Source organism: Actinoplanes sp. NPDC004185 (genome assembly GCF_053603475.1).
On sequence record NZ_JBSGFR010000035.1, the window covers coordinates 69,112 to 91,961 of the forward strand.

20 protein-coding genes are annotated in these 22,850 nt (G+C 73.2%); 8 read left to right on the forward strand and 12 right to left on the reverse strand.

Annotated features, from left to right (window positions below):
* Positions 1-19: 19 nt before the first annotated feature.
* The 3 genes from ACWEOZ_RS30840 to ACWEOZ_RS30850 form a co-directional block, all read right to left on the reverse strand.
* On the reverse strand, positions 20-910 hold the full coding sequence (locus ACWEOZ_RS30840) for a ricin-type beta-trefoil lectin domain protein (protein ID WP_451914170.1): 891 nt from the start codon (positions 908-910) through the stop codon (positions 20-22).
* 103 nt (positions 911-1,013) lie between these two features.
* Positions 1,014-3,350: a VIT domain-containing protein gene (locus ACWEOZ_RS30845; protein WP_451914171.1), complete on the reverse strand. Its 2,337-nt coding sequence runs from the start codon at positions 3,348-3,350 to the stop codon at positions 1,014-1,016.
* Entirely contained in the window at positions 3,347-3,958 is a 612-nt protein-coding gene (locus ACWEOZ_RS30850) for a MerR family transcriptional regulator (protein ID WP_451914193.1), read from the reverse strand. Before ACWEOZ_RS30850 ends, ACWEOZ_RS30845 begins: the two co-directional genes overlap by 4 nt.
* Positions 3,959-4,060: 102 nt before the next feature.
* Here ACWEOZ_RS30850 and ACWEOZ_RS30855 point away from each other — a divergent pair, with 102 nt between their 5' ends.
* Positions 4,061-5,680, forward strand: coding sequence for a diguanylate cyclase domain-containing protein (locus ACWEOZ_RS30855; protein ID WP_451914172.1), 1,620 nt, complete (start codon positions 4,061-4,063; stop codon positions 5,678-5,680).
* A gap of 104 nt (positions 5,681-5,784) precedes the next feature.
* Here ACWEOZ_RS30855 and ACWEOZ_RS30860 read toward each other — a convergent pair whose 3' ends face one another.
* Positions 5,785-6,456: a hypothetical protein gene (locus ACWEOZ_RS30860; RefSeq protein WP_451914173.1), complete on the reverse strand. Its 672-nt coding sequence runs from the start codon at positions 6,454-6,456 to the stop codon at positions 5,785-5,787.
* 98 nt (positions 6,457-6,554) lie between these two features.
* On the reverse strand, positions 6,555-7,166 hold the full coding sequence (locus ACWEOZ_RS30865) for a uridine kinase family protein (RefSeq protein ID WP_451914174.1): 612 nt from the start codon (positions 7,164-7,166) through the stop codon (positions 6,555-6,557).
* Between the two features lie 104 nt (positions 7,167-7,270).
* On the opposite strand from ACWEOZ_RS30865, the gene ACWEOZ_RS30870 reads away from it, so the two are divergent.
* Positions 7,271-8,071 (forward strand): cyclase family protein, encoded by an 801-nt coding sequence (locus tag ACWEOZ_RS30870; RefSeq protein ID WP_451914175.1) that lies wholly within the window; start codon positions 7,271-7,273, stop codon positions 8,069-8,071.
* Here ACWEOZ_RS30870 and ACWEOZ_RS30875 read toward each other — a convergent pair.
* The 4 genes from ACWEOZ_RS30875 to ACWEOZ_RS30890 form a co-directional block, all read right to left on the reverse strand.
* The gene (locus ACWEOZ_RS30875; protein WP_451914176.1) at positions 8,044-10,152 is read right to left on the reverse strand and encodes a peptidase M6 immune inhibitor A; all 2,109 of its coding nucleotides are present in this window, start codon (positions 10,150-10,152) and stop codon (positions 8,044-8,046) included. The genes ACWEOZ_RS30870 and ACWEOZ_RS30875 overlap by 28 nt on opposite strands.
* An 86-nt stretch (positions 10,153-10,238) precedes the next feature.
* Positions 10,239-10,505: a hypothetical protein gene (locus ACWEOZ_RS30880; protein ID WP_451914177.1), complete on the reverse strand. Its 267-nt coding sequence runs from the start codon at positions 10,503-10,505 to the stop codon at positions 10,239-10,241.
* 37 nt (positions 10,506-10,542) lie between these two features.
* Complete coding sequence (locus ACWEOZ_RS30885) at positions 10,543-11,343, reverse strand: ABC transporter permease (RefSeq protein ID WP_451914178.1); 801 nt, start codon at positions 11,341-11,343, stop codon at positions 10,543-10,545.
* Entirely contained in the window at positions 11,340-12,239 is a 900-nt protein-coding gene (locus ACWEOZ_RS30890) for an ABC transporter ATP-binding protein (protein WP_451914179.1), read from the reverse strand. Before ACWEOZ_RS30890 ends, ACWEOZ_RS30885 begins: the two co-directional genes overlap by 4 nt.
* A 163-nt stretch (positions 12,240-12,402) precedes the next feature.
* Here ACWEOZ_RS30890 and ACWEOZ_RS30895 point away from each other — a divergent pair, with 163 nt between their 5' ends.
* The 5 genes from ACWEOZ_RS30895 to ACWEOZ_RS30915 all read left to right on the forward strand — a co-directional run bounded on the left by ACWEOZ_RS30895 (position 12,403) and on the right by ACWEOZ_RS30915 (position 16,602).
* Positions 12,403-13,242 carry a formate/nitrite transporter family protein gene (locus ACWEOZ_RS30895; RefSeq protein WP_451914180.1) on the forward strand — a complete coding sequence of 280 codons (840 nt, stop codon included), beginning with the start codon at positions 12,403-12,405 and terminating at the stop codon, positions 13,240-13,242.
* 64 nt (positions 13,243-13,306) lie between these two features.
* Positions 13,307-14,587: a sensor histidine kinase gene (locus ACWEOZ_RS30900; protein ID WP_451914181.1), complete on the forward strand. Its 1,281-nt coding sequence runs from the start codon at positions 13,307-13,309 to the stop codon at positions 14,585-14,587.
* Positions 14,588-14,646: 59 nt separating this feature from the next.
* The gene (locus ACWEOZ_RS30905; RefSeq protein ID WP_451914194.1) at positions 14,647-15,243 is read left to right on the forward strand and encodes a response regulator; all 597 of its coding nucleotides are present in this window, start codon (positions 14,647-14,649) and stop codon (positions 15,241-15,243) included.
* 165 nt (positions 15,244-15,408) lie between these two features.
* The gene (locus ACWEOZ_RS30910) at positions 15,409-15,852 is read left to right on the forward strand and encodes a hypothetical protein (RefSeq protein WP_451914182.1); all 444 of its coding nucleotides are present in this window, start codon (positions 15,409-15,411) and stop codon (positions 15,850-15,852) included.
* Positions 15,853-15,897: 45 nt separating this feature from the next.
* Positions 15,898-16,602 carry a VOC family protein gene (locus ACWEOZ_RS30915; protein ID WP_451914183.1) on the forward strand — a complete coding sequence of 235 codons (705 nt, stop codon included), beginning with the start codon at positions 15,898-15,900 and terminating at the stop codon, positions 16,600-16,602.
* Here ACWEOZ_RS30915 and ACWEOZ_RS30920 read toward each other — a convergent pair.
* Both ACWEOZ_RS30920 and ACWEOZ_RS30925 read right to left on the reverse strand, forming a co-directional pair.
* Positions 16,599-17,447: a polysaccharide deacetylase family protein gene (locus ACWEOZ_RS30920; protein WP_451914184.1), complete on the reverse strand. Its 849-nt coding sequence runs from the start codon at positions 17,445-17,447 to the stop codon at positions 16,599-16,601. The genes ACWEOZ_RS30915 and ACWEOZ_RS30920 overlap by 4 nt on opposite strands.
* A gap of 148 nt (positions 17,448-17,595) precedes the next feature.
* Positions 17,596-18,828 carry a dipeptidase gene (locus ACWEOZ_RS30925; protein WP_451914185.1) on the reverse strand — a complete coding sequence of 411 codons (1,233 nt, stop codon included), beginning with the start codon at positions 18,826-18,828 and terminating at the stop codon, positions 17,596-17,598.
* A 260-nt stretch (positions 18,829-19,088) separates the two neighbouring features.
* Here ACWEOZ_RS30925 and ACWEOZ_RS30930 point away from each other — a divergent pair, with 260 nt between their 5' ends.
* The gene (locus ACWEOZ_RS30930) at positions 19,089-20,804 is read left to right on the forward strand and encodes a CBM96 family carbohydrate-binding protein (RefSeq protein ID WP_451914186.1); all 1,716 of its coding nucleotides are present in this window, start codon (positions 19,089-19,091) and stop codon (positions 20,802-20,804) included.
* A 59-nt stretch (positions 20,805-20,863) separates the two neighbouring features.
* Here ACWEOZ_RS30930 and ACWEOZ_RS30935 read toward each other — a convergent pair whose 3' ends face one another.
* Positions 20,864-22,717 (reverse strand): diguanylate cyclase domain-containing protein, encoded by a 1,854-nt coding sequence (locus tag ACWEOZ_RS30935; RefSeq protein ID WP_451914187.1) that lies wholly within the window; start codon positions 22,715-22,717, stop codon positions 20,864-20,866.
* Positions 22,718-22,850 lie beyond the last annotated feature (133 nt).

Below are 22,850 nucleotides of genomic sequence, written 5' to 3' on the forward strand. Positions count from 1 at the left end.
CTGTCCCGGCCGGGCCGGGTCAGGGCAGCTCCCAGCGCTGCCGGTCGGCGCCCGAGCAGCTCTCGATCCGCACGCCGGCCCCCGAGCGGGAACCCGAGCCCGGGTCGGTGAGACAGCCGCCACCGGCCTGGTTGACCAGCGTACGGTCCGCGCCGGTCTGCCACTGGCCGGACCGGCGGCCGTCACAACCGGCGAGCCGGACGGTGCCGTCGTCGGCACCCACCGCACACTTGCCGACGACCCGCAGGGTGCCGTCGGCGGCCACCGTCCACACCTGCGCGGCGGTCTCGTTGCAGGTGAAGACCTGGATGTGGTTGCCGTCCACGGCGATCGCGCCGTTGAGGTCGAGGCAGAGCCCACCGAGCCCGTGGATCCGGCCGACCCGGTCCGCCGGGGGCGGCGCGAGCCGGTCGGCCGGGGCGCTGGTCGTCGTCCGGGCCGGGGCCGGGCTCGTCCGGGTGACGGTCGGCGCCGGCGCCGAGGAGGGCGTGGGACTGCTCGTGGTGCGGCTCCGGGTGGGAGCGGTGGTCCGCGCCGTCACGGCCGGCGGCGGATCGGTGGTGGCCGGGGTCGGCTCCGGGACGGCGACGCTGGGCAGCGGGACGTCCACCGGCAGCGCCGTCCGGGTGCCCGGCTCCGGCAGCAACGCCCACACGGCCGCGGCCACGCCGGCCACCGCCAGCACCACGACCAGGGCCAGCACCAGCAGAGGGCGGTGGCCCCGCACCCCCCGCGACGGGGGAGCGGGCGCCGCGCCCGGCAGCGGGGCGTCAGGCGCGGGCGGCGCGACCGGCTCCGCCGCAGCCTCCGGCCAGGTGTGATCGGAGGGCTGCGGCGTCGAACCGCCGGGCTCGTCCCGCAGGTACGGACGAACCAGCAGTGGGTCGGCCTCGTCGTCCCGGTCGGTCATCGTGTCCCATCGCCTGTGCCGCGCAAAGATCGATCTGCACGGTACCTCGGCCCGTCACACCCGGCAGCCCGGCAGCCGCGCGGCCGGGCGGTCCGGGAGCCGGTCAGCGCTTCCAGAAGGCCTTGCGCTGCGCAGGTGGCGCGAAGCTCTCCAGCGTCTCCCGGGCCAGCGCCCACTTCTCGGGCAGCCCACCATCGGCCTTGAGCCGGTCGACGAGGTCCCGCAGCGCCTTCAGTTCCGCGTCGTCGCGGCCCTCCAGCAGGGCGCCGAGCCGGCTGGCCAGGTCGGCCAGCAGATCGCGGCGTTCCCGGGCGGAGCGTCCCTCGGCCTCGCGCAGCCGGGTCGCCTCGATCGCCACGATCGCCGTCAGGTCCGCCACGGTCAGCGGGGAGCTGCCCGGTGCGGCCATCTTGCCGCTGCGGCCCGCCGTCTGGAGCCCGGACGGCATCTGGGCGAAGGGCTGCGGTCCCGACCGCATCGACGAGGCCCGTGCCGGCGCGAAGCCACTGAGGCGGGGCGCGGCGGCCGGCGGTGGGACCGGCGCCGACATGGACGCCAGCATGATGCCCCCGGGCGCGGGCGGGTCGAACATGTCCCAGCCCGACGGCGACTCCACCGGCTGGGTCACCCGGCGCACCTCGCCGCCCTCGGTCACCACCCGGCTGTCCACCGCCACGTACGCGGTGAACCGGCACAGCACCCCGTAACGCAGCGACGTGGCCACGATGGTCTGTTCCAGGTCGCGCTGCCCGGTGAGGTACCGGTCCTCCAGCTCGCGCAGCCGGGCCCGGGCCCACTGCGCGGTGACCGCCGGCTCCGCGCTGTCACGGACCGGGACCTCCCGGACGAACTCCTCGTCGTTGCGGGTCCGGCCACGCACGGTCAGCGTGCCGCCGGCGGTCCCGGTGTAGCGGCCGAACACCACGAGCGGCACTCCCGGGAACACCGTCTGGGCCGGCGCCGGCTCGACGGTGAAGCGGGCCGCGGTGACGGTCACGTCGGTGAGCACCGGCGCGGCGATCCGCCGGTGGATCTGCGCCATCGCCTCGTCGAGCCGGTCCTCGCTCTCCACCAGCTCGCAGCGGCCCGCGCCGAGCGCGGCGAGCCGGCCCAGGAAGCCGACGTTGACGGCCCGGTCGATGCCCACGGTGTGCACCCGGGTGGTGCCGATCAGGCCGGTGATCTCGGCCAGGATCTGGTCCTCGTTGCCCACCTGGCCGTCGGTGACGAGCACGAGCACCCGTTCCCGCGAGCCGGAGTCGGCGAGCAGGCTGAGCCCCTCGCGCAGCGGGACGAGCATTTCGGTGCCGCCGCGGGCATCGGCGCGCGACAGGTGCTCGACCGCGCGGAACCTGGTGCGGTCGGTCGCCTCGGACAGGCCGGTGCCGAGCGCCTCCGGCCGGTCGACCTGGTGGTCGAAGGTCAGCACGGCGAACCGGTCGGCGGTGGTGAGGGTGTCGACCACGCGGGCGGCGGCCCGGCGGGCGGCGACCATCTTCCAGCCGCCCATGCTGCCCGAACGGTCCAGCAGCAGCACCACGTCCTTGGGCCGGGCGGCGGTGGCGGCGTCGTCCGGCGGAACCAGCACGACCTGGTACGTCCCCTCGGGTCCGTCCGCCGTGGGGTCGCTGACACACACCGCGCCGGAGCCGTCACCCGCGTACGGCAGCCGCAGGATGAAGTCCCGGTCCGCGCGCTCACCGGGCGCGATCTCCACCCGGCCGCCCTCGCCCGTCACCGTGTGCAGACTGGAGCGGACCTCGCCGAGCCCCAGCCCGGCCGGATCGATGTCGACGCCGATGCTGAGCCGCAGCGGGTTCGGGAAGCCGGGCAGCAGCACCGGGGGAGTGATCCGGGAGGCGTCCGGCACCGCGTCGGTGTCCTGTGCCTGACCGGAGCCGACCGCCGGCCCGGGCAGCGGCGCCCCGGGCACGTAGCGCGGCGCCACCACCAGCGGGAACCGGAACGTCGCCGCGCCGTCCTCCCAGGGCAGCGGTCCGACCAGCGACAACGCGATGGTCACCCGCTCACCGGGCAGGATGTTGCCGACCCGCATGGTGAACACGTCGGGCCGTTCCTCCTCGGCGATCGAGGCGCGCTGACCGGCCGCGACGGCCTGGTCGTAGTTCTGCCGGGCCTGGGCGCGTTCCTGCAGCTCGGCCTCGACCGTGCGGCCGTCGGCGGTCATCGTCATGCCGGTCACCGCGGCCCGGTCCGGCAGCGGGAAGACGTAGGTGGCCTCGAGCGGGGCGTCGTGCGCGTTGACGTACTCGGCGGTCACCGTGGTGCGGGCGACCAGGCCGCTGATCGCGGCCCGCACGTCGAGACGGTCCAGCGGCAGGTTGCCGCGCTCGGTGTGCAGGGCACCGAGACCGGCGTCGGGCAGGATGCGGACGCGGCCGAGCTCCGCCGGATCCATCGGCGTGACGGACAAGGTCATGACGGGCTCCCATCGTCGAGGGTGTAGCCGGCGAGCAGGCCACGGGCGGCCAGCAGGTCCAGCAGGGGGCGGGCGGCGGTGGCGATGGCTTCGTAGTCGGCGGCTCCGGGGCGTACCGGAAGCACCAGGATCGCGCCGCCACCCAGCGCGACGCCACCCACCGGGCGTGCCGTCGCGGCTGCCGGCTCGTCCGTCGCAGGCGCCGCCGGTGCGGCCGGAAGGATCACTGCTGGTGCCGGTTGGGCCGCCCAGAAGCGGGGCCGTGCCGGGCCGTCCGCCACCGCGGCGTCGTCGGCGACGGTCAGCAGCCTTTCCGGTACGCGGGCAGCAACCGCCAGCTCGGCGTCACTGGCCCCGGCCAGCTCGGCCTGGATGGCAGCGAGCGAGTGCCCCTGCGCCTGACGCCGCTTGACCGCCACGAGCTGCAACAGGTGCCGCGGCCCGTACAGAGCCGTTCGCCCCCGCATCCCGGCCGGCCGGTCGACCAGTCCGGTGGTCGTGTACCACCGGATGGCCCGGCGGTCGGGCACGTCGCGCACCCGGCCGTTGGGCGCACCGGGGTACTCGGCCGCCAGTGCCTGGCGTACCCGTTCGACCAGCTCGTCCATCGTCCACACGCCCACCACCATGACACTGTTAACATGACACTGTCAACGTCGCGGCCGCCGGAATTCCCTTGATCCCGCGGCGGGCCTGCCGATCCGGGACGTATGCCCGACGAAGCCATGGATCCGGCCGACCGCGACGAGGTCTTCGCCGCCCTGCTCAAGCAGCACCCCGACGCCTTCGTCGGCGCGATCTCCCGGGTCGGGCTGGCCGTGCCGCTGCCGGACGGCCTGGACATCGGTGGGCTGCGGCCGATCGTCGGCGCGCAGTCGGCCCTGGCCCTGGTCGTCGCCGACGACCAGAAGATCGCGGTCGACGCCTGGCAGCGTGCCCTCGGCCAGGGACTCGCGAACTGCCTGATCCATCCGGTCGCCGCGCCTTCCGAGCTGGTCCGGCTGCACCTGCTCGACCTGACCCACCGGTACGGGGTCTTCCTCATGTTCCTCACCGGTCTGGCCGGCCATCCGCGCGGCCGGTCGCTGGAGCACGAGCCGATCCGGCCCCGGCTGGTCACCGTGCTCAAGGACCAGGTCGCGGTGATCACCTCCGCCGACGCCGAGATCGCCCTCGTGCTCGGCTGGACGGCCGCCGAGCTGACCGGCACCCGCACGCTGGACCTGGTGCACCCCGACGACCAGCAACGTGCCATCGCGAGCTGGATGGACATGCTGGCCAGCCCGCAGGGCGAGGCGCGCCGGGTCCGGCTGCGGCATGTCCACCGCGACGGGCACCCGATCTGGTTCGAGATCACCAACTACAACCGGCTGGCCGACGCCGGTAACCCGCGGGTGGTCGCCGAGATGCTCGACATCTCCGACGAGATGGCCGCGCAGGAGGCGCTGCGAGCGGGCGAGAAGCTCATGCGCCGCCTCACCGAGACCATCCCGATGGGCATCGTGCAGATCGACGCCGCCCGGCGCATCGTCTACCAGAACGAGCGCGCCGCCCGGGCCATCGGCGCCGGCCTCGGTGACGTGCTCGGCGACGATCACCTGCGCCCGATCGTGCCCGGGGACCGGCCGGGCATCGACGCCGCGATCGCCGCGGTGCTGGACGCCGGTTCCGACATCGACGTCGAGTACGGCCACCGCGACGAGCGCGGGCTGCGCCGGGTGCGGGCCAACCTGCGGTCGCTGACCGCCGAGAGCGGCGAGGTCACCGGGGCCATCATCTGTCTCACCGACGTCACCGATGACGTCCGGCTGCGCGACGAGCTCAAGCAGCGGGCCAGCTTCGACGCACTCACCGGCTGCCGCAACCGGGCCTCCACATTGAGCGCGCTCGGCGAGGCCCTGGCCGGGCCCGGCCGGACCCGCGGCACCGCCGTGATCTTCATCGACCTCAACCACTTCAAGCAGGTCAACGACCGGTACGGGCACGCGGCCGGCGACCAGTTGCTGACCCACGTGGCGAACCGGCTGCGCGGCGCGGTCCGCGACGGTGACGTGGTCGGGCGGTTCGGCGGCGACGAGTTCGTGGTGATCTGCGCCGATGTGGCGACCGCCGACCGGGCCCGCCGGATCGGGGAGTCGCTGCTGACCGCACTGGGCGAGGGCTGCCTGGAGGTGGCCGGGGAACGGCTGCTGCCCCAGGCCAGCATCGGTGTGGCCTGGGGCGACCCGGCCGCCTGCGCACCGGACGCCCTCATCGCCCGGGCCGACACGGCGATGTACGCGGCCAAGAAGACCCGCACCGGCCGCCTGGCCCTGGCCTTGGCCCAGTAATCCGCGCCCGGTGAGCCGCGGCCGGTGAGTCCGGCCCAGCAGGTCCGGCCCAGCGAATCCGGCCCGCTGAGGGCAGCCCGGCGGGGCCCGCCCCGTGACAGCGGTCAGGAGCAGCGGCACAGTCCCAGCTCGGTGACCGGAACCTCGCAGGACGGGCAGATGCCCGGTCCGGCCTGCCGGGGTGCGGGCAGTGACTGCCCCGGCAGGAAGTGCCGGGGTGCGTTGGCCGCCTTGATCCGCCGCAGCGCCCCGGCCACGTCGTCCTGGCTCACCCGCCATCCCGCCGCCCGTAGCTCCCGGACCGTCGCCGGCAGATCCGCGCCGCTGTTCCGCAGTTCCGTCACCGCTTCCCGGAATTGCGGCCAGGCGCCGTGCGGAGTGCGTGCCGTCCGCCGCGGTGCCGCCCCGGCCGGGCGCGGTGCGGCGAATTCCCGGCGCGCCGCGCATTCGATTCCGGCCAGCGCCACCCGCACATCCTCGCGGGTGATCAGGGCCCACCGGCCACCCCGGCAGCGGAATTGCTGATAAAGCCCTCCGACGTCGATCCGGGGCCGATCCTCGCGCATTTCCTCGATCGCCGCGATGATCGCCGGCATCCCCGGCCGGCCGCGCTCGGCGCGGCGCTGGCCTGGTGCTCTATTGATCGAAATCTGCGGCGTCGGGGCCGCCCCGGCGCCCGGCAGCCACTTGCCCGCGTTTCCGTCCCGCCGTTCCTGCCGGGGTACGGACCATTCCCGGCTCCGGTCGTTCCGCTGCTTAGCGCCCGTCGATTCCATGGCAACCCCCGTCGTTGACGTTGCCATGATCGTAAGTTCGCGGATATCGCCGACCCCGATAACCGAACAGTTCGCGTCGCCTGACCGAATGGCCGTCCTCAGCTGCAGATGATGAATTCGGCGGCGGGATCGTGCGGCAGCGCGGGCCATCCCGCGATGACAAAAGCGGCCCGTTCCCAGGTGCGCTCGGCCTCGACGAACGGGTCCTCCTCGGCCATCCACGCGGCGAAGTCGGCCGGGGTGGTCTCGCCCGCGGCGACGCGCTCGGCGTTGCGCCGGTCGACGTCGTGGCGCTCGGCCTCCACCCACACCACCGCGTCCAGCAACGGCGTCAGCTCCCGGCGGCCCGAGCCGACGCCTTCGACGATCAGCAGCGTGCAGTCCGCGGGCACCTCGATCGCGCCGGGCCGGTCGCCTGCGTCCCACTGCGGCGGCCGGTACGAGACAGCCTCACCGGCCCGTACGGGAGCCAGCACGCCCTCGGTCAGCAACGTCGCCCAGTCCAGCACCGCGTGCCGCCAGGAGATGTCGTCGGTGTGCACCACGGCCGCGCCGTCCCACAGCTGCGCCAGCCGCGCCGCGAAGGTCGACTTCCCGCTGGAACCCCGCCCGTCCACCGCGAGGACCGGCGGCCGGCCGGCGGGCTCACCCACCGCCCGGCGTACCCGTGTGCGTACCTCGTCCGCCGTCGCGACCCGCCAGCTTCTCATGGCTCCTTGATTGCCCACCGCATCTGCGTTGACACCGACCGTGGCGACGCGATAGCAAGAACCCGCGCGGCTTGATCGGGCAGGATGACCGGGACGGGGTGCACATGCGACGACGGGCGATGATGGGTGCGGCGGGAGCCGGTTTGGCGGGGGCGTTGATCGGCGGGCCGGCCCGGGCCGGTGGCCGGCGAGGGCTCGCCCTCGACCTGATCAGCCTCTCCCACGTCAACGATCCGGCGACCACCAATGTGTACCCCGGCGACCCGGCCTTCGAGCTGGAGACCATCGCCACCATCGAGCGGGACGGCTTCTACCTGCAGTTCGTCCGCGAGGGCGAGCACACCGGCACGCACTGGGGTGCGCCCGGGCACTTCAACGCGGGCGCCGCCCTGGCCGACGACCTCGAACCGGCCGACCTCTTCCTCCCCGCGGTCAAGATCGACGTCCGGCGGCAGTGTGCCCGCGACGCCGACTTCGCGCTGTCCGTCAAGGACCTCAAGGCCTGGGAGCGGCGGCACGGCCGGATCCCGGAGGAGTCCATGGTGATCCTCTGGACCGGCTGGGAGTCGCGCTGGGGCACCGACGCGTTCTTCAACGTCGACGCCGACGGGGTCATGCACCAGCCCGGTTTCAGCCTCGAGGCGGTGCAGTGGCTGGTCGACACCGGACGGCTGGGGCACCGGGGCGGCACCGGCACCGACACCTTCAGCCCCGACCTGGGCACCGACACCACGTACGCGGTCTCCCTGCTGGTCTACCAGCGCCACCGGATCAGCCTGGAGATCCTGGCCAACCTCGCCGCCCTGCCCGCCACCGGCGCGTACGTGCTGTGCGGCGGGCAGATCAACAAGGCCGGCTCGGGCTCGACGGCCCTGATCTACGGGGTGCTGCCGCCGCCGGGCTGAACGACGCCGTTGACGGTCAGCGTGTAGCGCGCGTACTGGGTGACCTGCTCGGTCGGCTCGTCGAAGGCCACGATCGCGACCACCTTGGGGTAGTCGCGCAGGGCGGCGTACCCGGCCACGCTGACCTGACGGGCCCGCCGGCGCTTCTCGTCCAGCCCGACCAGCTTCACGTGCCAGCCGTGCACCGTGGCCGGCACGATCTGGGTGGGCGAGCGCCATCCGGTCAGCGTGCTGCCGTCGCTGACCGTCACCGCGCCCACGGTCACGTCGTCGACCAGCCAGCCGCCCTCGTTGACCGAGGCGTCGCTGACGTACCGGAACCCCAGCAGGACGCGCCGGCCGGCGTACGCCTTCAGGTCGTAGATCTGCGGCTCGAAGACGCCGGACTTGCCGCTGAGGGCCGGCCCGAACGGCGCGTCGACGGTGTGGTCCCCGGCGACGGCCGTGTACGTCTTCCCGCCGTCCGTGGACACGGTCACGTAGCCGTAGTCGTAGCCCAGCTCCGTGGTGTACCTGGCCTTCAGCCGCAGGGTCGGATCGGTGGCCGGCACCTGGACGGGGATGACGGCGGCGACGTCGAGGCTGCTGGCGTTGCCGGAGAACAGCGCGCCGTCCTGCACCGTCCACTGCAGGGGCTTGGGCGGCAGGGTCTTCGTGCCCTTGAAGGTCACCGAGGTCAGGTCCGCCCCGCGCAGGAACCTCCCGGACGCGCCGCGCAGCCGCACGTAGTCGGCGCCGTTCGGTGCGGCGCCCGGGTAGTCGAAGGACGCCGGGTTGGCCAGGTTGACGGTCGCGCGCACGCTCGGCGAGGTCACCTTGCTCTTCGGCACACCGGCCATCACCCCGTCGGCGGTGTCCCCGACGATCTTGTCGACCAGGTTCATGGTCTGGAAGTCGTGCAGCACCGCGGACAGCTTGACCCCGGGGCCCAGTGCCGCGGCCACCCCGGCCATGCCCTGGTGCTCGCGGTCGCGGTGCAGCCGTTCCAGCACCGCCGGGCCGAAGCGGTCCCGCAGGTAGAGCATGAACTGGTACGCGATGCCGTAGTCGGCGAGCACCTCCGCGGGCGCGCCCTCGTTCCACAGGTTCAGCGAGTTCTGCGCCCCGCCGCAGTCGCGCGGATTGGTGTTGTAGCGGGTGCGGACCAGCCCGAAGCCCTGGAAGCAGGCCAGGTGGCTGTCGTAGCCGGGGTGGTACACCGTGGCTCTGCCGTCGACGTAGCCCACCAGCGTCTGCGCGTAGTCGGACAGGCCCTCGTTGACCCAGACGTCCTCGAACGGGTCCGTGTAGGACTGCAGCAGGTGCTGCCACTCGTGGGCGAACGTGCCCTCGTACATGCGGGGGCGGGCGGGGCGGCTGGTGCACAGGTCACCGGTCGGCTCGTCGGGCGGGGTCGCGCCGGAGCGGTGCCGCCAGTCGTACGCGTCGATCGTCATGACGTTGCGGTCGACCAGCTCGTTGATCTGCGCGGAGAAGAACCCGGCGATGTAGGTCGGCACGTCCGGGAAGTCGTAGTAGTTGTCGTCGCGCACGTTGTCGACCAGCGTGACGGTCTTGTCCCCGGCGCCGGTGTAGTCCCCGCCGGCCAGCATCGCCTTGGTGCCGTCGCGCTCGCGGGGAACGCTGAACGCCGCCGTCTCGCGGGGGTAGATCGTCCCCTCGAACTCCCGGACCAGGGCGTTGAGCTGCGCATCGGTCACCTCGGTGGAGGCGGCGGTGCGGCAGTCCCCGGCCGGGAAGGCGACGTCCTCGGCCACCCACACCTCGATGTGCGCGCCGACCGCCCGCAGGGTGTAGTCCTTGCGGTAGAGGCTGCCCTTGACGTCGTCCAGCGCCAGCCACTCGCGGACCGTGCCGACCGCCGGCGTGGGCGCGGCGGCCACCGGGGCCCGGCTCTCGGCGACCCGGCGGCGCGTCGGCAGCCCGGAGACGTCGAGATGCTTACGGGTGAGCTCCCGGACGTCGGAGGCCGGCGGCAGCGCCGGGGCGACGGGTCCCGGCGGCGCGGCCGAGGCGGACGAGGCCATCGGCAGCAGCGGCAGGATCAGCAGGGCGACCGCGGCGAAACGGAGGCGGGCCATGGAACTCCCTTCGGCGCCGCGCCGGTGAGGCGCGCACAGAAGGCGACGCTACCTGGCGTAACGGGCGAAAAGGGGCAAGACGCGGGCTACTCGAAGAGGGAATGCCGCCGGCCGCCGTCCTCGCGGCGCCGCGCCCGCCGCCGCAGCTGCACCACCACCATGTCCACCACGGCGGCCAGCGCCCAGGCCGCGAGCAGCCAGCCCGGCACCGTCCAGCCCTGGCGCCACAGCACGATCGCGAGCACCGTGCACACCACGAAACCGAAGGCGGCCAGCACCAGCCGCAGGTTCAACGCGCTGTACGGCTCGCCGACGGTGCCCCGCCGGCCGGGCGGCTGGGGACCGATCGGCATGGATCGACCCTAACCGCCCGGACCGGCGAGGAACAGCTCAGGACACCTCGCGGCGCAGCACCCGGACCGTGCCGGCCACCAGCGGCAGCGCCACCCAGACCAGGGCGGCCACCCCGAAGCGGACCCACTGGTCACCGGTCATGCCCGGCTCGCTCAGCGGCATCGAGGTCACGTTGATGTCGACCCACCCGGCCGCCGTGTGCAGCCACTTCACCATGCCGCCGAGCACCGACCAGAGCGTCGGGATGGCGAAGTACAGGACGATGGCCAGCGGCGAGTTCATGAGCAGCGCGCCGAACGCCGAGCCCATCAGCACGAACACCACCTGGTTGACCAGCAGCTGACCGACCATCGCGGCCTCGATGTGCCAGCTGCCGTCGCCGCCCGTACCGATGGCGATCAGATTGCCCGCCGCGGCCAGCGCGGCCGCCGCCGCCGTGGTCGCGACGGCGATCAGCACCGCGGCGATCAGCTTCGCCGCCAGCACCCGGCCCCGGGCCGGGGACAACGTGAAGGTGGTCAGCGCCGTGCGCTGCGACCACTCGCTGGTCATCGACAGGATGCCCAGCACCGGCAACAGCACGGCGGCCGGCACCAGGCCGAAGGCGAACAGCCCGGAGAAGACCTGCTCGTCGTCCGGCGCGGCGGCGAGCACGAGCGCGACCGCGCCGGCCGCGGCCAGCGCGATCACGATCAACAACCACAGGCCCGACCGGGTGTCGGCCAGCTTGCGCAGCTCGACCAGGGTGAGCCGGGCCAGCGGGATCCCCGTACGGCGTCCCGCGGACGCGGGAGCACCACCGGGCGCCGCGGCCGGCGCTGTCTGCACGGCGGTCATCGGACAGCCTCCTTCACGGAGTCACCGGCGGTCAGGGTCAGGAACATCTGCTCGAGCCCGCCGCTGCCGGCCGGCCGCAACTCCAGCAGGACGAGACCGGCGTCGGCCGCCGCCCGCCCGATGATCTCCGCATCGGCCTGCACGACGACGCCCCCGTCGGTCGTCCTCGTGCCGGGATGCCCGATGCGCCGCAGCACCGTCTCCAGCGCCGCCATGTCCAGCGCCCGTACCACCGTGCCCGACGCGGCCAGCAGCTCGGCCTTGTCGCCCTGGGCCACGATCCGCCCGCCGCCGATGACGACCAGCTTGTCGGCGACCGCTTCCACCTCCCGCAGCAGGTGCGAGGAGAGCAGCACCGTGCCGCCCGCGTCGGCGAAGTTCCGCAGCAGCCCGCGCATCCAGTAGATGCCCTCCGGGTCGAGGCCGTTGGCCGGCTCGTCGAGGATCAGGATGCCGGGATCGCCGAGCATCGCGTACGCGAGCCCCAGCCGCTGCCGCATGCCCAGCGAGTACGCCTTGACCCGCCGTTTCGCGGCCGTGCTGTTCAGCCCGACCCGCTCCAGGCTCTCGTCGACCCTCCGCTTGTCGACGCCCATGGTCAGCGCGGCCAGCGTCAGGATCTCCCGCCCGGTGCGCCCGGCGTGCTGCGCGGACGCGTCCAGCAGCACCCCGATCCGCCGGCCCGGATTGCCCAGCCGCCGGTACGGCTGCCCGTCGATCGTGGCGGTGCCCGCGGTGGGCGGCGTCAGCCCGCAGATCATCCGCATCGTGGTGGACTTGCCGGCGCCGTTGGGACCGAGGAAGCCGGTCACCGTGCCCGGCTCGCAGGTGAACGACACGTCGTCGACGGCCGGGTGGCTCCCGTACCGCTTGCTCAGATGTTCGACCGTGATCATGCCTCTCAGCGTGCCGTCGCCGGCCGGCCGGGCGCGTCGGCCGCCGGTCGGTGTCCGCGAACCTTGGTCTAGCCCCCGCTACGACTTTGGTCGGTGCACCTCGCAGGAGTAGCCGGGCCATCGACGGGTATGCGCGTGGCACACAGGCAGGCGGGAGCACACGATGGCGATCAAGGAACCGTCGGACATCGCCCACACCGCGGTGGCGGCCGGCGTCAAGAAATCCGATCTGCGGTGGGACAAGACGCTGGTGGGGTCGTTCCTCGCCGGCGCGTACATCGCCTTCGGCGGGCTCGTCGCCATCGCCGTGTCGTCCGGGCTCGACCCGAAGATCTGGGGCAGCCTGCCCACCCTGTTCACCGGCGCGGCGTTCACGCTCGGCCTGGTGCTGGTCCTGATCGCCGGCTCGCACCTGCTCACCGGCAACATGCTGCTGATCCCGATCAGCGCCATGCAGGGCCGGCTCACCTGGGGCGACATCCTGCGCAACCTCACCCTGGTGCTGATCGGCAACGTCATCGGGGCCGTCTTCGTCGCGTACTTCCTGGCCGTGCAGACCGGCGTGATCGGCCACCTCGGCAGCGACGCCGGCACCTCGGGCGCGATGACCTACGACCGGCTCGCCGGGATCGCCGAGGCCAAGGGCCTGCACGAGAGCAACTGGCAGATCTTCCTGCGGGCGGTCGGCTGCAACTGGCTGGTCTGCCTCGCGGTCTGGGTCTCCCTGGCCGCCGACAACGTCTCGGGCAAGATCCTGGCGATCTTCTTCCCGATCATGGCGTTCGTGGCGATGGGCTTCGACCACGTCGTGGCCAACATGTTCTTCCTGCCGGCCGCGATCTTCGCCGGGGTCCCGGGCCTGGGCTGGGACGACACCCTGCGGAACTGGCTGCTGGCGTTCCTGGGCAACCTGGTCGGCGCGGTCGTCTTCGTCGCCACCTCGTACTGGTACATGTACCTCAAGGACGAGCCCTCCGAGGAGAAGCCGCGCGAGGCGACCTGAGCCCGGAGCGCTTTCGACTTTGGTCGGTATCGGGCCCGGGCCGCCCACCCGTAGCATGACGGCCGTGGGGGAGCTGACCGTGTCACGGGCCGGCCGGTCACCGGAGTACCACTGGCTGCAGCCGGCGCAGCTCTGGGACACGGCCGAGCACGAGCGCGCCCGCCGCTCGACCCGCGACTGGGTCGTCGATTCCCTGTGCTTCCTCATCGCCGTGAGCTGGGCGCTGCTGGCGGGCACCGACCAGCTCCAGCCGAACCCGGATGTCATCCCGCAGTGGGCCGGCACCCCGCTGTGGCTGGCCTGGGCGGACCTCATCGCCGGGGTGGCCCTCGCGGTCTCGCTGTGGTGGCGCCGCCGCTTGCCGGTGCAGCTCGCCGTGTGCGCGACGGTGGGCGCGGCCTTCTCCGTGGCGGCCGCCCTCGCCTCGATCATCTTGTTGTTCACGCTGGCCGTGCACCGCCGCTTCGGGGTGACCGCGCTGATCGCCGCCGGCTCGCTGGCGGCCAACTTCACCTTCTGCCTGCTGCGCCCGGAGGCCGGCACCAGCATCGTCGAGTCGCTCGCCTGGAGCACCGTCTTCCTGGCGATCACCCTGCTCTGGGGCATGGTCGTCCGGTCCCGCCGGCAGCTGGTGATGTCGCTGCGGGACCGCGCCGAGCGGGCCGAGTCCGAGCAGCAGCTGCGCGTCAGTCAGGCCCGCGCGATGGAACGCACCCGCATCGCCCGGGAGATGCACGACGTGCTGGCCCACCGGATCTCCCTGCTGAGCCTGCACGCCGGCGCGCTGGAGATCCACCCCGGCGCCGCCCCGGCCGAGGTCGCGGGGGCCGCGGGCGTGATCCGGGCCAGCGCCCACCAGGCCCTGCAGGACCTGCGCGAGGTCATCGGCGTGCTGCGCGAGCCGGCCGCCGGCGACGCCCCCGAACGCCCCCAGCCCACCCTGGCCGAGCTGCCCGCGCTCGCCGACGAGTCCCGGGCGGCCGGCATCAAGGTCCACCTCGAGCTCTCTGTCGACGACGCGGCCGAGGTGCCGGCGGGGACCGGGCGGGCGGCGTACCGGATCGTGCAGGAGGGTCTCACCAACGCCCGCAAGCACGCACCCGGCACCGCTGTCCGCGTCTGCGTGACCGGCACTCCCGGCAGCGGCCTGACTATCGACATCCGCAACCCGGCCCCGATCGGCTCGCGCCCGGCCGTGCCGATCCCGGGCACCGGGACCGGCCTGGTCGGCCTGGCCGAACGGGCCACCCTGGCCGGCGGCCGGCTCACCTCCGGCCGCGGCGCCGACGGCGAGTTCACCCTCTCCGCCTGGCTGCCGTGGGGCGGCCCGGGAGCGGCGCAGTGAACGTCCCGCTCCGCGTGCTGATCGTCGACGACGACGCCCTGGTCCGGGCCGGCCTGACGATGATCCTCTCCGGCGCCGACGACATCGCCGTGGTGGGCGAGGCCGCCGACGGCAGCGATGTCCCGGCGGCGGTGGCCACCCACCGCCCGGACGTGGTGCTGATGGACATCCGCATGCCCCGCGTCGACGGCCTGGCCGCCACCGAATCGCTGCGCCGCCGCCCGAGCGCGCCGGAGGTGATCGTGCTGACCACCTTCGACGCCGACGAGTTCGTGCTGCGCGCCCTGCGGGCCGGGGCCAGCGGCTTCCTGCTGAAGGACACCCCGCCGGTGGAGATCCTGCACGCGGTGCGCCGGGTGGCCCAGGGCGAGGCGATGCTGTCACCGGCGGTGACCCGCCGCCTGATCGCCCACGTGGCGGCCCCGGAGGCCAACGGCGGACGGCAACGGGCGCTGACCGCGCTCGAAGGCCTCAGCGAGCGTGAGCGGGAGGTCGCGTTGCTGCTGGGCCAGGGCCGCGCGAACGCGGAGATCGCCACGGAGTTGTTCATGAGCGTCGCGACGGTCAAGGCGCACGTCTCCCGGTTGATGGTCAAGCTCAACCTGAACAACCGCGTCCAGATCGCCCTCCTGGTCCACGACGCCGGCCTGGCCTGACCTCCCGCGACAAACGGTTTCCCAACGGTCTGACAAACCGCTTCGGGCATGCGGAATCAGCGCATCGCCTGACCCCCCCGATAAGACGACGAGTAGGGTCACCCGGGGCAGCCGTTCACCCATTCGAAGCTGCTCAATCGTCCGACTTACCCACAGGAGAACACCATGAACCTCGGAAAACGAAGTCTGACCATTGCCGCTTCCCTGCTCTGCGGCGCCGCCATTCTGTCCCCAGCGGTGCCGGCCACCGCAACTCCCGCCGACGGCGCCCAGACGTACCACGAGAATTATTGCCAGGACTTCGGGTTCGGGACGTTCTGCGTGCAGGCCCACGGCGTCTACAACGTCACGACGACACCGAGTGGCAACTACAACTTCACGGACAACAGAAGGTACGAATATGTGTGGGATTTCCAGAGCGGCGACCATTACGAGAGCGACAGTAAAGCCCACTACAGGGCCCTGTGGAAGGCCGATGCGCCACAGGTGATTCACCAGCGCGTGCGGGAGACCGCAATTTCCCCGGGGAGCACCTGCACTTACGAGTACGACTACCATTGTGCCAACGGCACCGTGCATTTCTACAACTGGAACGTCACCTGCTCCTGACGGTCGTCAGCCCCGGGCGCCCGGCCGGGATGAGACCATGCCGGGATGACCGAGGAGACGATCGGCGACGGCGCGGCGCTCAGCGCCGCCCACATCTCGGCGGCGGTCGGCGAGCTCGGCTGGCGCTACGTCCTGGGCACCCTGCGCGCCTCGATGCGGCTGGGTCCGCTGTGGCAGGTCGCCGAGGTCGCCACCGAGCTGATCCGGGCCTGCGGCGCCGGCGCCGACGAGTGCCTGTGGCTCGACCTGCGGCCCGGACGGCTGGAGCTGACCCTGCATCCGCCGGACCCGGCCGGGCTGACCGCCCGGGAGCTGGCCCACGCCCGCGTGATCGCCACCACGGCCGCGGAGATGGGCCTGCCGCTGACGCCGGACGCCGACGGCCGCCGGTCGGTGCAGGCGCTGGAGATCGCGGTCGACGCGCGGGACATCGCGGCGATCCGGCCGTTCTGGAAGGCCGTGCTCGGCTACGCCGACGAGCCGGGCGGTGGCGGCCCGCGCGACCCGATCGTCGACCCGCTCGCCCAGGGCCCGGCGCTCTGGTTCCAGCAGATGACCGGCCCGCGGGTCCACCGCAACCGGCTGCACCTGGACGTCTCGGTGCCGCACGACGAGGCGCCGGCGCGGATCCGGGCCGCTCTGGGCGCCGGCGGCATCCTGCTGTCCGAGGCCCGCGCGCCGTCGTTCTGGATCCTCGCGGACCCCGAGGGCAACGAAGCGTGCGTCACCACCTGGCAGGGCCGTGATTAGTGCACCCGCCCACGCGCCACGGGCGGCATCGTGGGGCTACCGGCGGCGGTAGCGACGAGCTCGGAGACCGTCGTGAAGCGGAAGCCGCGGGCCCGCAGTCCCTCGATCATCGCCCCGAGCCGCCGCAGAGCCACCAGCCGCCGGTCCGCGCCGACGTCGTGGGCCAGCACGATGTCACCCGGGCGGACCCCGTCGACGATCGCGCGGACCTGGGCGTCCGGGTCGTCGGCGAAGGCCCGTTCGCGCATCTGCTGGGACCACAGCACGATGTCGTAGCCCAGCGAGTCGGCCGCCAGCAGGGTCGATCCGCCCAGGTGGCCGTACGGTGGCCGCATCAACGCCGGCGCCCGGCCGGTGACCTCGTGGATCACCTCGTGGGTCCGGGTCAGCTCGGCGGTGACCCCGGCCAGGTCGAGGGTGGCCAGGTCGTCGTGCGACCAGGAGTGGTTGCCGACCTCGTGGCGGTCCAGCCGCCCGCGGACCAGCCCGGCGTGCTCGCGCAGGTTGCGCCCCACCATGAAGAACGTGGCCGGCACCCCGGCCGCCTCCAGCGTGTCCAGCACCATCGGCGTCCACCGCGGCCCCGGCCCGTCGTCGAAGGTGAGCGCCACCACCGGTTCGGTGGTCCGGGCGTAGTACCGCACGGTCACGTCGGCGTGCCGGGCGGCGGCCGGCGTGTCCGCGGCCGCCGCGTAGCCGCCGCCCAGCGGTGGCCGGTCCCACCCGCACCAGCGCGGTATCTCGCTGGCCCCCAGCACGCCCATTCCCGCCCCGGCCACGGCCAGCAGGCCGCCGCGCAGCAGGGCGCGCCGGCTGGGCCGCATGATCCTGACGTTCGCTGCCATGACTGTTCCCCCGTGTCCGCGCCGCGGGAGCGCGGCGCTACAGGGAGCGTCGCGGGTGCCGTCAACAGCGGGTATCCGGCGCGGGCCGGAGATCCACCCCGCGCCGCCTCGGCCATTCGGCCGAGGCACCGCTGTGCTACCGGTGCGGCTACCGGGCGGGGGAGAGCGGCCACAGTGGCTCCTGAGCCGCCTCCTCCGTCTCCCGCAGCACCCGCAGCACATTGCGCCCGGTGAGCTTCTCCAGCTCCTCCTGGCCCCAGCCCCGCCCGGCCAGTTCCTCCAGCAGCCGCGGATATCCCGACACGTCCTCGAGCCCCACCGGCAGCCGGTCGCAACCGTCGTAGTCGCCGCCGAGCCCGACGTGGTCCACCCCGGCCACTGCCCGTACGTGCTCGACGTGGTCGGCCACCTGGGCGATCGTCGCCTCCGGCCGGGGGTGCTCGGCCAGCCAGGCCCGGAACGGCTCCGGCGGCGGCACGTCACCGCCGGGCAGGGCCGTGCCGAAAGATCCCCCACCGGTACGCGGGACCGGCTCCGCCTCGCGGCCCGGCCGGGGAGCGCTGGGCCAGGGTGCCTGCGCGGCCGGCAGCCCGAGCCGCTGCCATTCCGCGTCCGCGGCGGCGGTCCAGGCCACGACCTGCTCCGAGACGAAGACCGGTACGAACGCGACCATGCAGACGCCGCCGTTGTCCCGCAGCCGGACCAGGACCTCGTCGTCGACGTTGCGCCGGTGGTCGGTGAGGGCCCGGGCCGACGAGTGGCTGAAGATCACCGGGGCGGTGGCCACGTCCAGCGCCGCGTGCATGGTGCTGGTCGCGACGTGGGACAGGTCGGCCAGCACGCCGATGCGCTGCATCTCCGCCACGATGGCCCGGCCCTCGTCGTCCAGCCCGCCCACCGCCGGTACGTCGGCCGCCGAGTCCGCCCACGACGTGTTGTGGTTGTGGGTCAGCGTCACGTAGCGCACCCCGAGACGCGCGAACGCCCGCAGCACCCCGAGCGAGGTGGCCAGGCTGTGCCCGCCCTCGATGCCGATCAGGGAGGCGATCCGCCCGCCGCGCTGGGCCGCCTCGACGTCGTCGGCCGAGTACGCGACAGCGAGATCCCCGGGGTACGCGGCCACGAGCCGGTACACCGCGTCGATCTGCTCCATGGTCGCCACCACCGCCTCGGGTTCACGCAGGTCGGAGGGCACGTACACGGACCAGAACTGGCCGCCGACGCCGCCGGCGCGCAGCCGGGCGATGTCGGTGTGGAACTCGGGCCGGTCCGCGGCCAGGCCGTCGACGCGGTAGCCGGCGCGCTCGCGCAAGGCCATCGGCAGGTCGTTGTGCCCGTCGATGACGGGGGCGGCACGCAGGGCGAGATCAACGACGGACACGGCGCTCCTCAGGCTCGTGGGCCGCGGCCGGCGCGGGTGGCGCCGGCCGGGTCCGAACGGACGATGATCACCTGCCGGAGCATAGGGCGGCGCCGGGCGGATCGCGCGCGGGCCGGTCCGCGGAATCCTCAAGTCCCGCCGTTCGGCTCGTTCGCAACCGGGCGGCACCCGCACGGGCACGGTGCCCGCACCGTACGCCCCGGAATCTTTGCTGCATGCCCGGCCGAGACGCGGCCGGACACACGCGGGGGAGATCCGAATTGCGTCGCAAGAAGCTGCAGAAGTCCGTGACCGCCCTGGCCGCCCTGGTGGCCGGTGCCGGCACCGCGCTGGTCGCCTCGGCGCCCGCGGCGGCCGCCGCCGCCCCGGAGCTGAAGCTCACCGCCGGTGACGACACGTACGTGTCCAGCGGCCGCAAGGACGCCACCTTCGGCGCCGAGGACAAGCTGTCGATCGGCCGCCTCGACGGTGACACCAAGATCGCCTTCCTGAAGTTCCTGGTCCCCGCGGGTACGCAGGTCACCGGCGCCCGGCTGCGGCTGATCACCGTGGGTGACGTGGCCGGCAAGGTGTCGGTGAGCCGGGTGGCCGGCAACGGCTGGACCGAGCAGCGCCTCACCTCGGGCAACGCCCCCGCGCCGGGTGCGGTCGTCGCGTCCGCCACCCCGTCCGCCGACGCGGAGGAGCTGTCCTTCGACCTCGGCGCCGCGGTCACCGGCCCCGGCACCTACTCCTTCGCCGTGCAGTCGTCGGCGTCGAACGCGGTCACCCGCCTGCGCTCCGCCGAGGGCAAGTGGGGCGGCCCGGTGCTGACGATCTCCACCGCTGCCGTGCACTCGGCCCCGGCCGTGCCGCCGGCCACGCCGATCGAGGACGAGGACATGCCGCCGCCGGCCGCCGAGCCCACCACCCCGGCCACCACCGCCCCGGCCCAGCCCGAGCCGGCCCCGACCACCCCCACCGAGCCTGCCCCCACCCAGCCCGCCCCCACCCAGACCACCCCGACCCAGCCCGCGCCGATCGACCCGCCCCAGGGTGACTGCGTCACCGGCGCCAAGCTCGTGCCGAGCTGCGGCGTGCTGTGGGGGGCCGCCGCCGGTGGCTTCACCGACGCGCCGCGCGACGAGGCGCTCAAGGACTGGGAGAAGCTCAGCGGCCGCACCGCGAGCATCTTCCACGCGTACCACAAGGGTGACGAGCCGTTCCCGACCCAGTCCGAGATGGCCATGGCCCGCGACGCCGCCAAGCCGCGCGTGCTGCTGCTGAACTGGAAGATCGCGTACGGCTCGAACTGGGCCAAGGTCGCCAAGGGTGAGCAGGACGCGCGCATCGACCGTTTCGCCGCCCGGATCAAGACGAGCTTCCCGGAGAAGTTCTTCCTCGTGCTGAACCACGAGCCGGAGAACGACGTCGTGGCCAAGGCCGGCTCCGGCTGGGAGGCCAAGGACTTCGCCGCCATGTACCGCCACACGATCCTGCGCCTGCGGGCCAAGGGTGTCACCAACGCGATCAACGTCATGGCCTACATGGGCAACGAGAAGTGGATGGCGCAGTCGTGGTGGAAGGACCTCTACCCGGGTGACGACGTCGTCGACTGGATGGGCCTCGACTCGTACGTGAGCGCCGAGAAGGGCTACTACCACTTCGGCCTGTTCGATGACCTGCTCGACCGCAAGCCCGCCGACGGTGGCCTCGGCTGGTACGACTGGGCCGCCACCAAGCACGCGAGCAAGCCGGTCATGGTTGCGGAGTGGGGCGTCTACCACCGCGTCGGCAAGGTCACCGACAAGGCCGCCGGTTTCCGCAGCGTCCTGCCCGAGCTCAAGAAGCGCCCGGGGATCAAGGCGATCGTCTACTTCGACACCAAGCGCGACGACCAGGGTGACCGCGACATCAGCATCGACAGCACGAAGACGGCCCTGACCGCGTTCCGTACCCTGGCCGCGGACAAGATCTTCGACGTGAAGCTGCGCTGAGCGTCGTCCACTGTGCTCACGAGCCGCCCGGCGGGCCTGCCGGGCGGCTCGTGCCGTGTTCAGCTGCCGGCGACGGCCATCGTGCCCTTGCCGCTGCGCTTCGCCTCGTACATCGCGGCGTCGGCGGCGCGCAGCAACGTGCGCGCCTGGCCGCCGGGGCCGGTTGCGACGCCGACACTGGCCCGGACGACCAGCACGTGACCCTCGACCGTGACCGGCTCGGTGAGCGCGGCGACGATCCGCTCGGCGGTGGCCGCGGCCTCGGCCGGCGTCGTGCCGGTCAGGATCACGGCGAACTCGTCGCCGCCGAGCCGGGCCACCGTGTCGCTGCCGGCCCGCACACAGCCCCGCAGCCGTTCGGCCGCCGTGACCAGCACCCGGTCGCCCACGTGGTGCCCGAGCGTGTCGTTGATGATTTTGAAGTCGTCCAGGTCGACGGCGAGGACCCCGGCGAGCGCCCCGGCGTCCGGCTGCCCGGCCGCCTCGGCGATCCGGCGGTGGAACAGGGTGCGGTTGGCCAGGCCGGTCAGCGCGTCATGGGTGGCCTCGAAGTGCAGCTGCTCCTGGAACGCGCGGGCGTCGGTGATGTCACGGGCGTTGGAGATGAGCCCGCGCACGCTGGGGTCGTCGTGCCGGTCGGTGGCCACCACGTCGAGCCAGCGCCAGGAGCCGTCCTTGTGGCGTACCCGGCCCTGCCAGGAAGCGCCGGTCCCGGCGGCCGGCAGATCCTCGGGATGCAGCAGGTCGCGCAGGGCCGTGCCGAGCAGCTCCTCGGGCGTGTACCCCAGCATCCGGGTCACCGCCGGGCTGGTGAACGTCGTCCGGCCCTGCCGGTCGGTGATCACCGTGAGGTCGGAGGAGTGCTGGATCAGCGAGCGGAACCGGCTCTCCTGCTCGCCGAGCCGGCGCAGCAGTACCGCGTTGTCGACGAACGAGGTGATCTGCCGGCCCAGCACCACCAGCGTGACCAGCAGCGAGCCGAGGACCAGCCCCCAGCTGCGGACCGACAGCCCGTCCTGGGCCAGGCTGAACAGGCCCGCGGCGTAGGTCGCCAGCGCTGCCGCGTACGGCAGCAGGCTGAACGGCCGCCGCCGGGAGCGCGGCGGGGCGGTGGCGGCGAGCTGCATCTCCACTGTCTGCGCCCGCGGGCAGGCCGCCATGATCACGCAGGGGACGAAGCTCGACAGCATGAACACCGCCGGGTTGGCGCTCGCGGCGAGGCCGTCCACGCCGACGCCGAGCGCGGTCAGGGCCACGCCGACCAGGGCGATGCCGGCCGCGACCGGCCGGAACGGTGCCTCGCCACCGAGGATCAGCTTGGTGATGCCGAAGAACAGGATCAGCATGAGGGCGGCGAGCACGCCGTTGAGCAGCACCAGGCTGATCGCCGCGCCGACCACCGCGCTGAGCATGAACGACCAGATGAAACCGGCGGCGGCGGTCATCACGGTGGCCGCGTCCAGCCAGAACACCAGGCGTTGCCGGCCGGTGGCCCGGATCGGGTGGGTCAGCATCGCCCACAGCGGCACCGAGACGCCGGCGACGATGAAGACCAGGTGCACGTTGCCGCTGACCAGCCCGGTCACCGTCAGATCGTTCGCCGACTGCACCGTCTGGACGAGGTCGCCGACGGTGAACAGGACCGCGGCGATGGTCATCGCCCGCCAGAACCGGCGGGTGGGGGCCGACGCGTCCGGGTGCCGGTGGACCCGCCACGAGCCGAGGGCCAGGACCACGTCGAGGGCGACCTGGACGGGCCAGTAGCCGGCGATCAGGACGGGCAGGCCGGCCACCGGCCAGGCGTACCAGGCGGCGCCGAGCACAGCGACGGCCAGCAGCGCCCGCATGCCGCGGTCCCGCAGCAGTGCCATCGGCACCGGCGGGGCGGTCCGTCTGCCCGTACGCGGAACCATCGCCCGTTCCTCCAGCCTGTCGCTCCCGGTCGGGAATCGCAGCCTGTCCATCGTTCGGCGAACCCCGGACCTGAGACATCACGGCCGGGCCCGGTTGTGACGACCGACGCCGGCCGCCCGGGCCGCCGAGGGC

What these genes read in the sequence shown, in the direction of transcription:
- ACWEOZ_RS30885 (WP_451914178.1), bottom strand. Translation starts at nt 11,343, where the DNA reads ATGACCGCCGTGCAGACAGCGCCGGCCGCGGCGCCCGGTGGTGCTCCC.
- ACWEOZ_RS30855 (WP_451914172.1), top strand. Translation starts at nt 4,061, where the DNA reads ATGCCCGACGAAGCCATGGATCCGGCCGACCGCGACGAGGTCTTCGCC.
- ACWEOZ_RS30905 (WP_451914194.1), top strand. Translation starts at nt 14,647, where the DNA reads ATGATCCTCTCCGGCGCCGACGACATCGCCGTGGTGGGCGAGGCCGCC.
- ACWEOZ_RS30840 (WP_451914170.1), bottom strand. Translation starts at nt 910, where the DNA reads ATGACCGACCGGGACGACGAGGCCGACCCACTGCTGGTTCGTCCGTAC.
- ACWEOZ_RS30845 (WP_451914171.1), bottom strand. Translation starts at nt 3,350, where the DNA reads ATGACCTTGTCCGTCACGCCGATGGATCCGGCGGAGCTCGGCCGCGTC.
- ACWEOZ_RS30895 (WP_451914180.1), top strand. Translation starts at nt 12,403, where the DNA reads ATGGCGATCAAGGAACCGTCGGACATCGCCCACACCGCGGTGGCGGCC.
- ACWEOZ_RS30860 (WP_451914173.1), bottom strand. Translation starts at nt 6,456, where the DNA reads ATGGAATCGACGGGCGCTAAGCAGCGGAACGACCGGAGCCGGGAATGG.
- ACWEOZ_RS30915 (WP_451914183.1), top strand. Translation starts at nt 15,898, where the DNA reads ATGACCGAGGAGACGATCGGCGACGGCGCGGCGCTCAGCGCCGCCCAC.
- ACWEOZ_RS30935 (WP_451914187.1), bottom strand. Translation starts at nt 22,717, where the DNA reads ATGGTTCCGCGTACGGGCAGACGGACCGCCCCGCCGGTGCCGATGGCA.
- ACWEOZ_RS30875 (WP_451914176.1), bottom strand. Translation starts at nt 10,152, where the DNA reads ATGGCCCGCCTCCGTTTCGCCGCGGTCGCCCTGCTGATCCTGCCGCTG.
- ACWEOZ_RS30850 (WP_451914193.1), bottom strand. Translation starts at nt 3,958, where the DNA reads ATGGACGAGCTGGTCGAACGGGTACGCCAGGCACTGGCGGCCGAGTAC.
- ACWEOZ_RS30880 (WP_451914177.1), bottom strand. Translation starts at nt 10,505, where the DNA reads ATGCCGATCGGTCCCCAGCCGCCCGGCCGGCGGGGCACCGTCGGCGAG.
- ACWEOZ_RS30870 (WP_451914175.1), top strand. Translation starts at nt 7,271, where the DNA reads ATGCGACGACGGGCGATGATGGGTGCGGCGGGAGCCGGTTTGGCGGGG.
- ACWEOZ_RS30910 (WP_451914182.1), top strand. Translation starts at nt 15,409, where the DNA reads ATGAACCTCGGAAAACGAAGTCTGACCATTGCCGCTTCCCTGCTCTGC.
- ACWEOZ_RS30865 (WP_451914174.1), bottom strand. Translation starts at nt 7,166, where the DNA reads ATGAGAAGCTGGCGGGTCGCGACGGCGGACGAGGTACGCACACGGGTA.
- ACWEOZ_RS30920 (WP_451914184.1), bottom strand. Translation starts at nt 17,447, where the DNA reads ATGGCAGCGAACGTCAGGATCATGCGGCCCAGCCGGCGCGCCCTGCTG.
- ACWEOZ_RS30890 (WP_451914179.1), bottom strand. Translation starts at nt 12,239, where the DNA reads ATGATCACGGTCGAACATCTGAGCAAGCGGTACGGGAGCCACCCGGCC.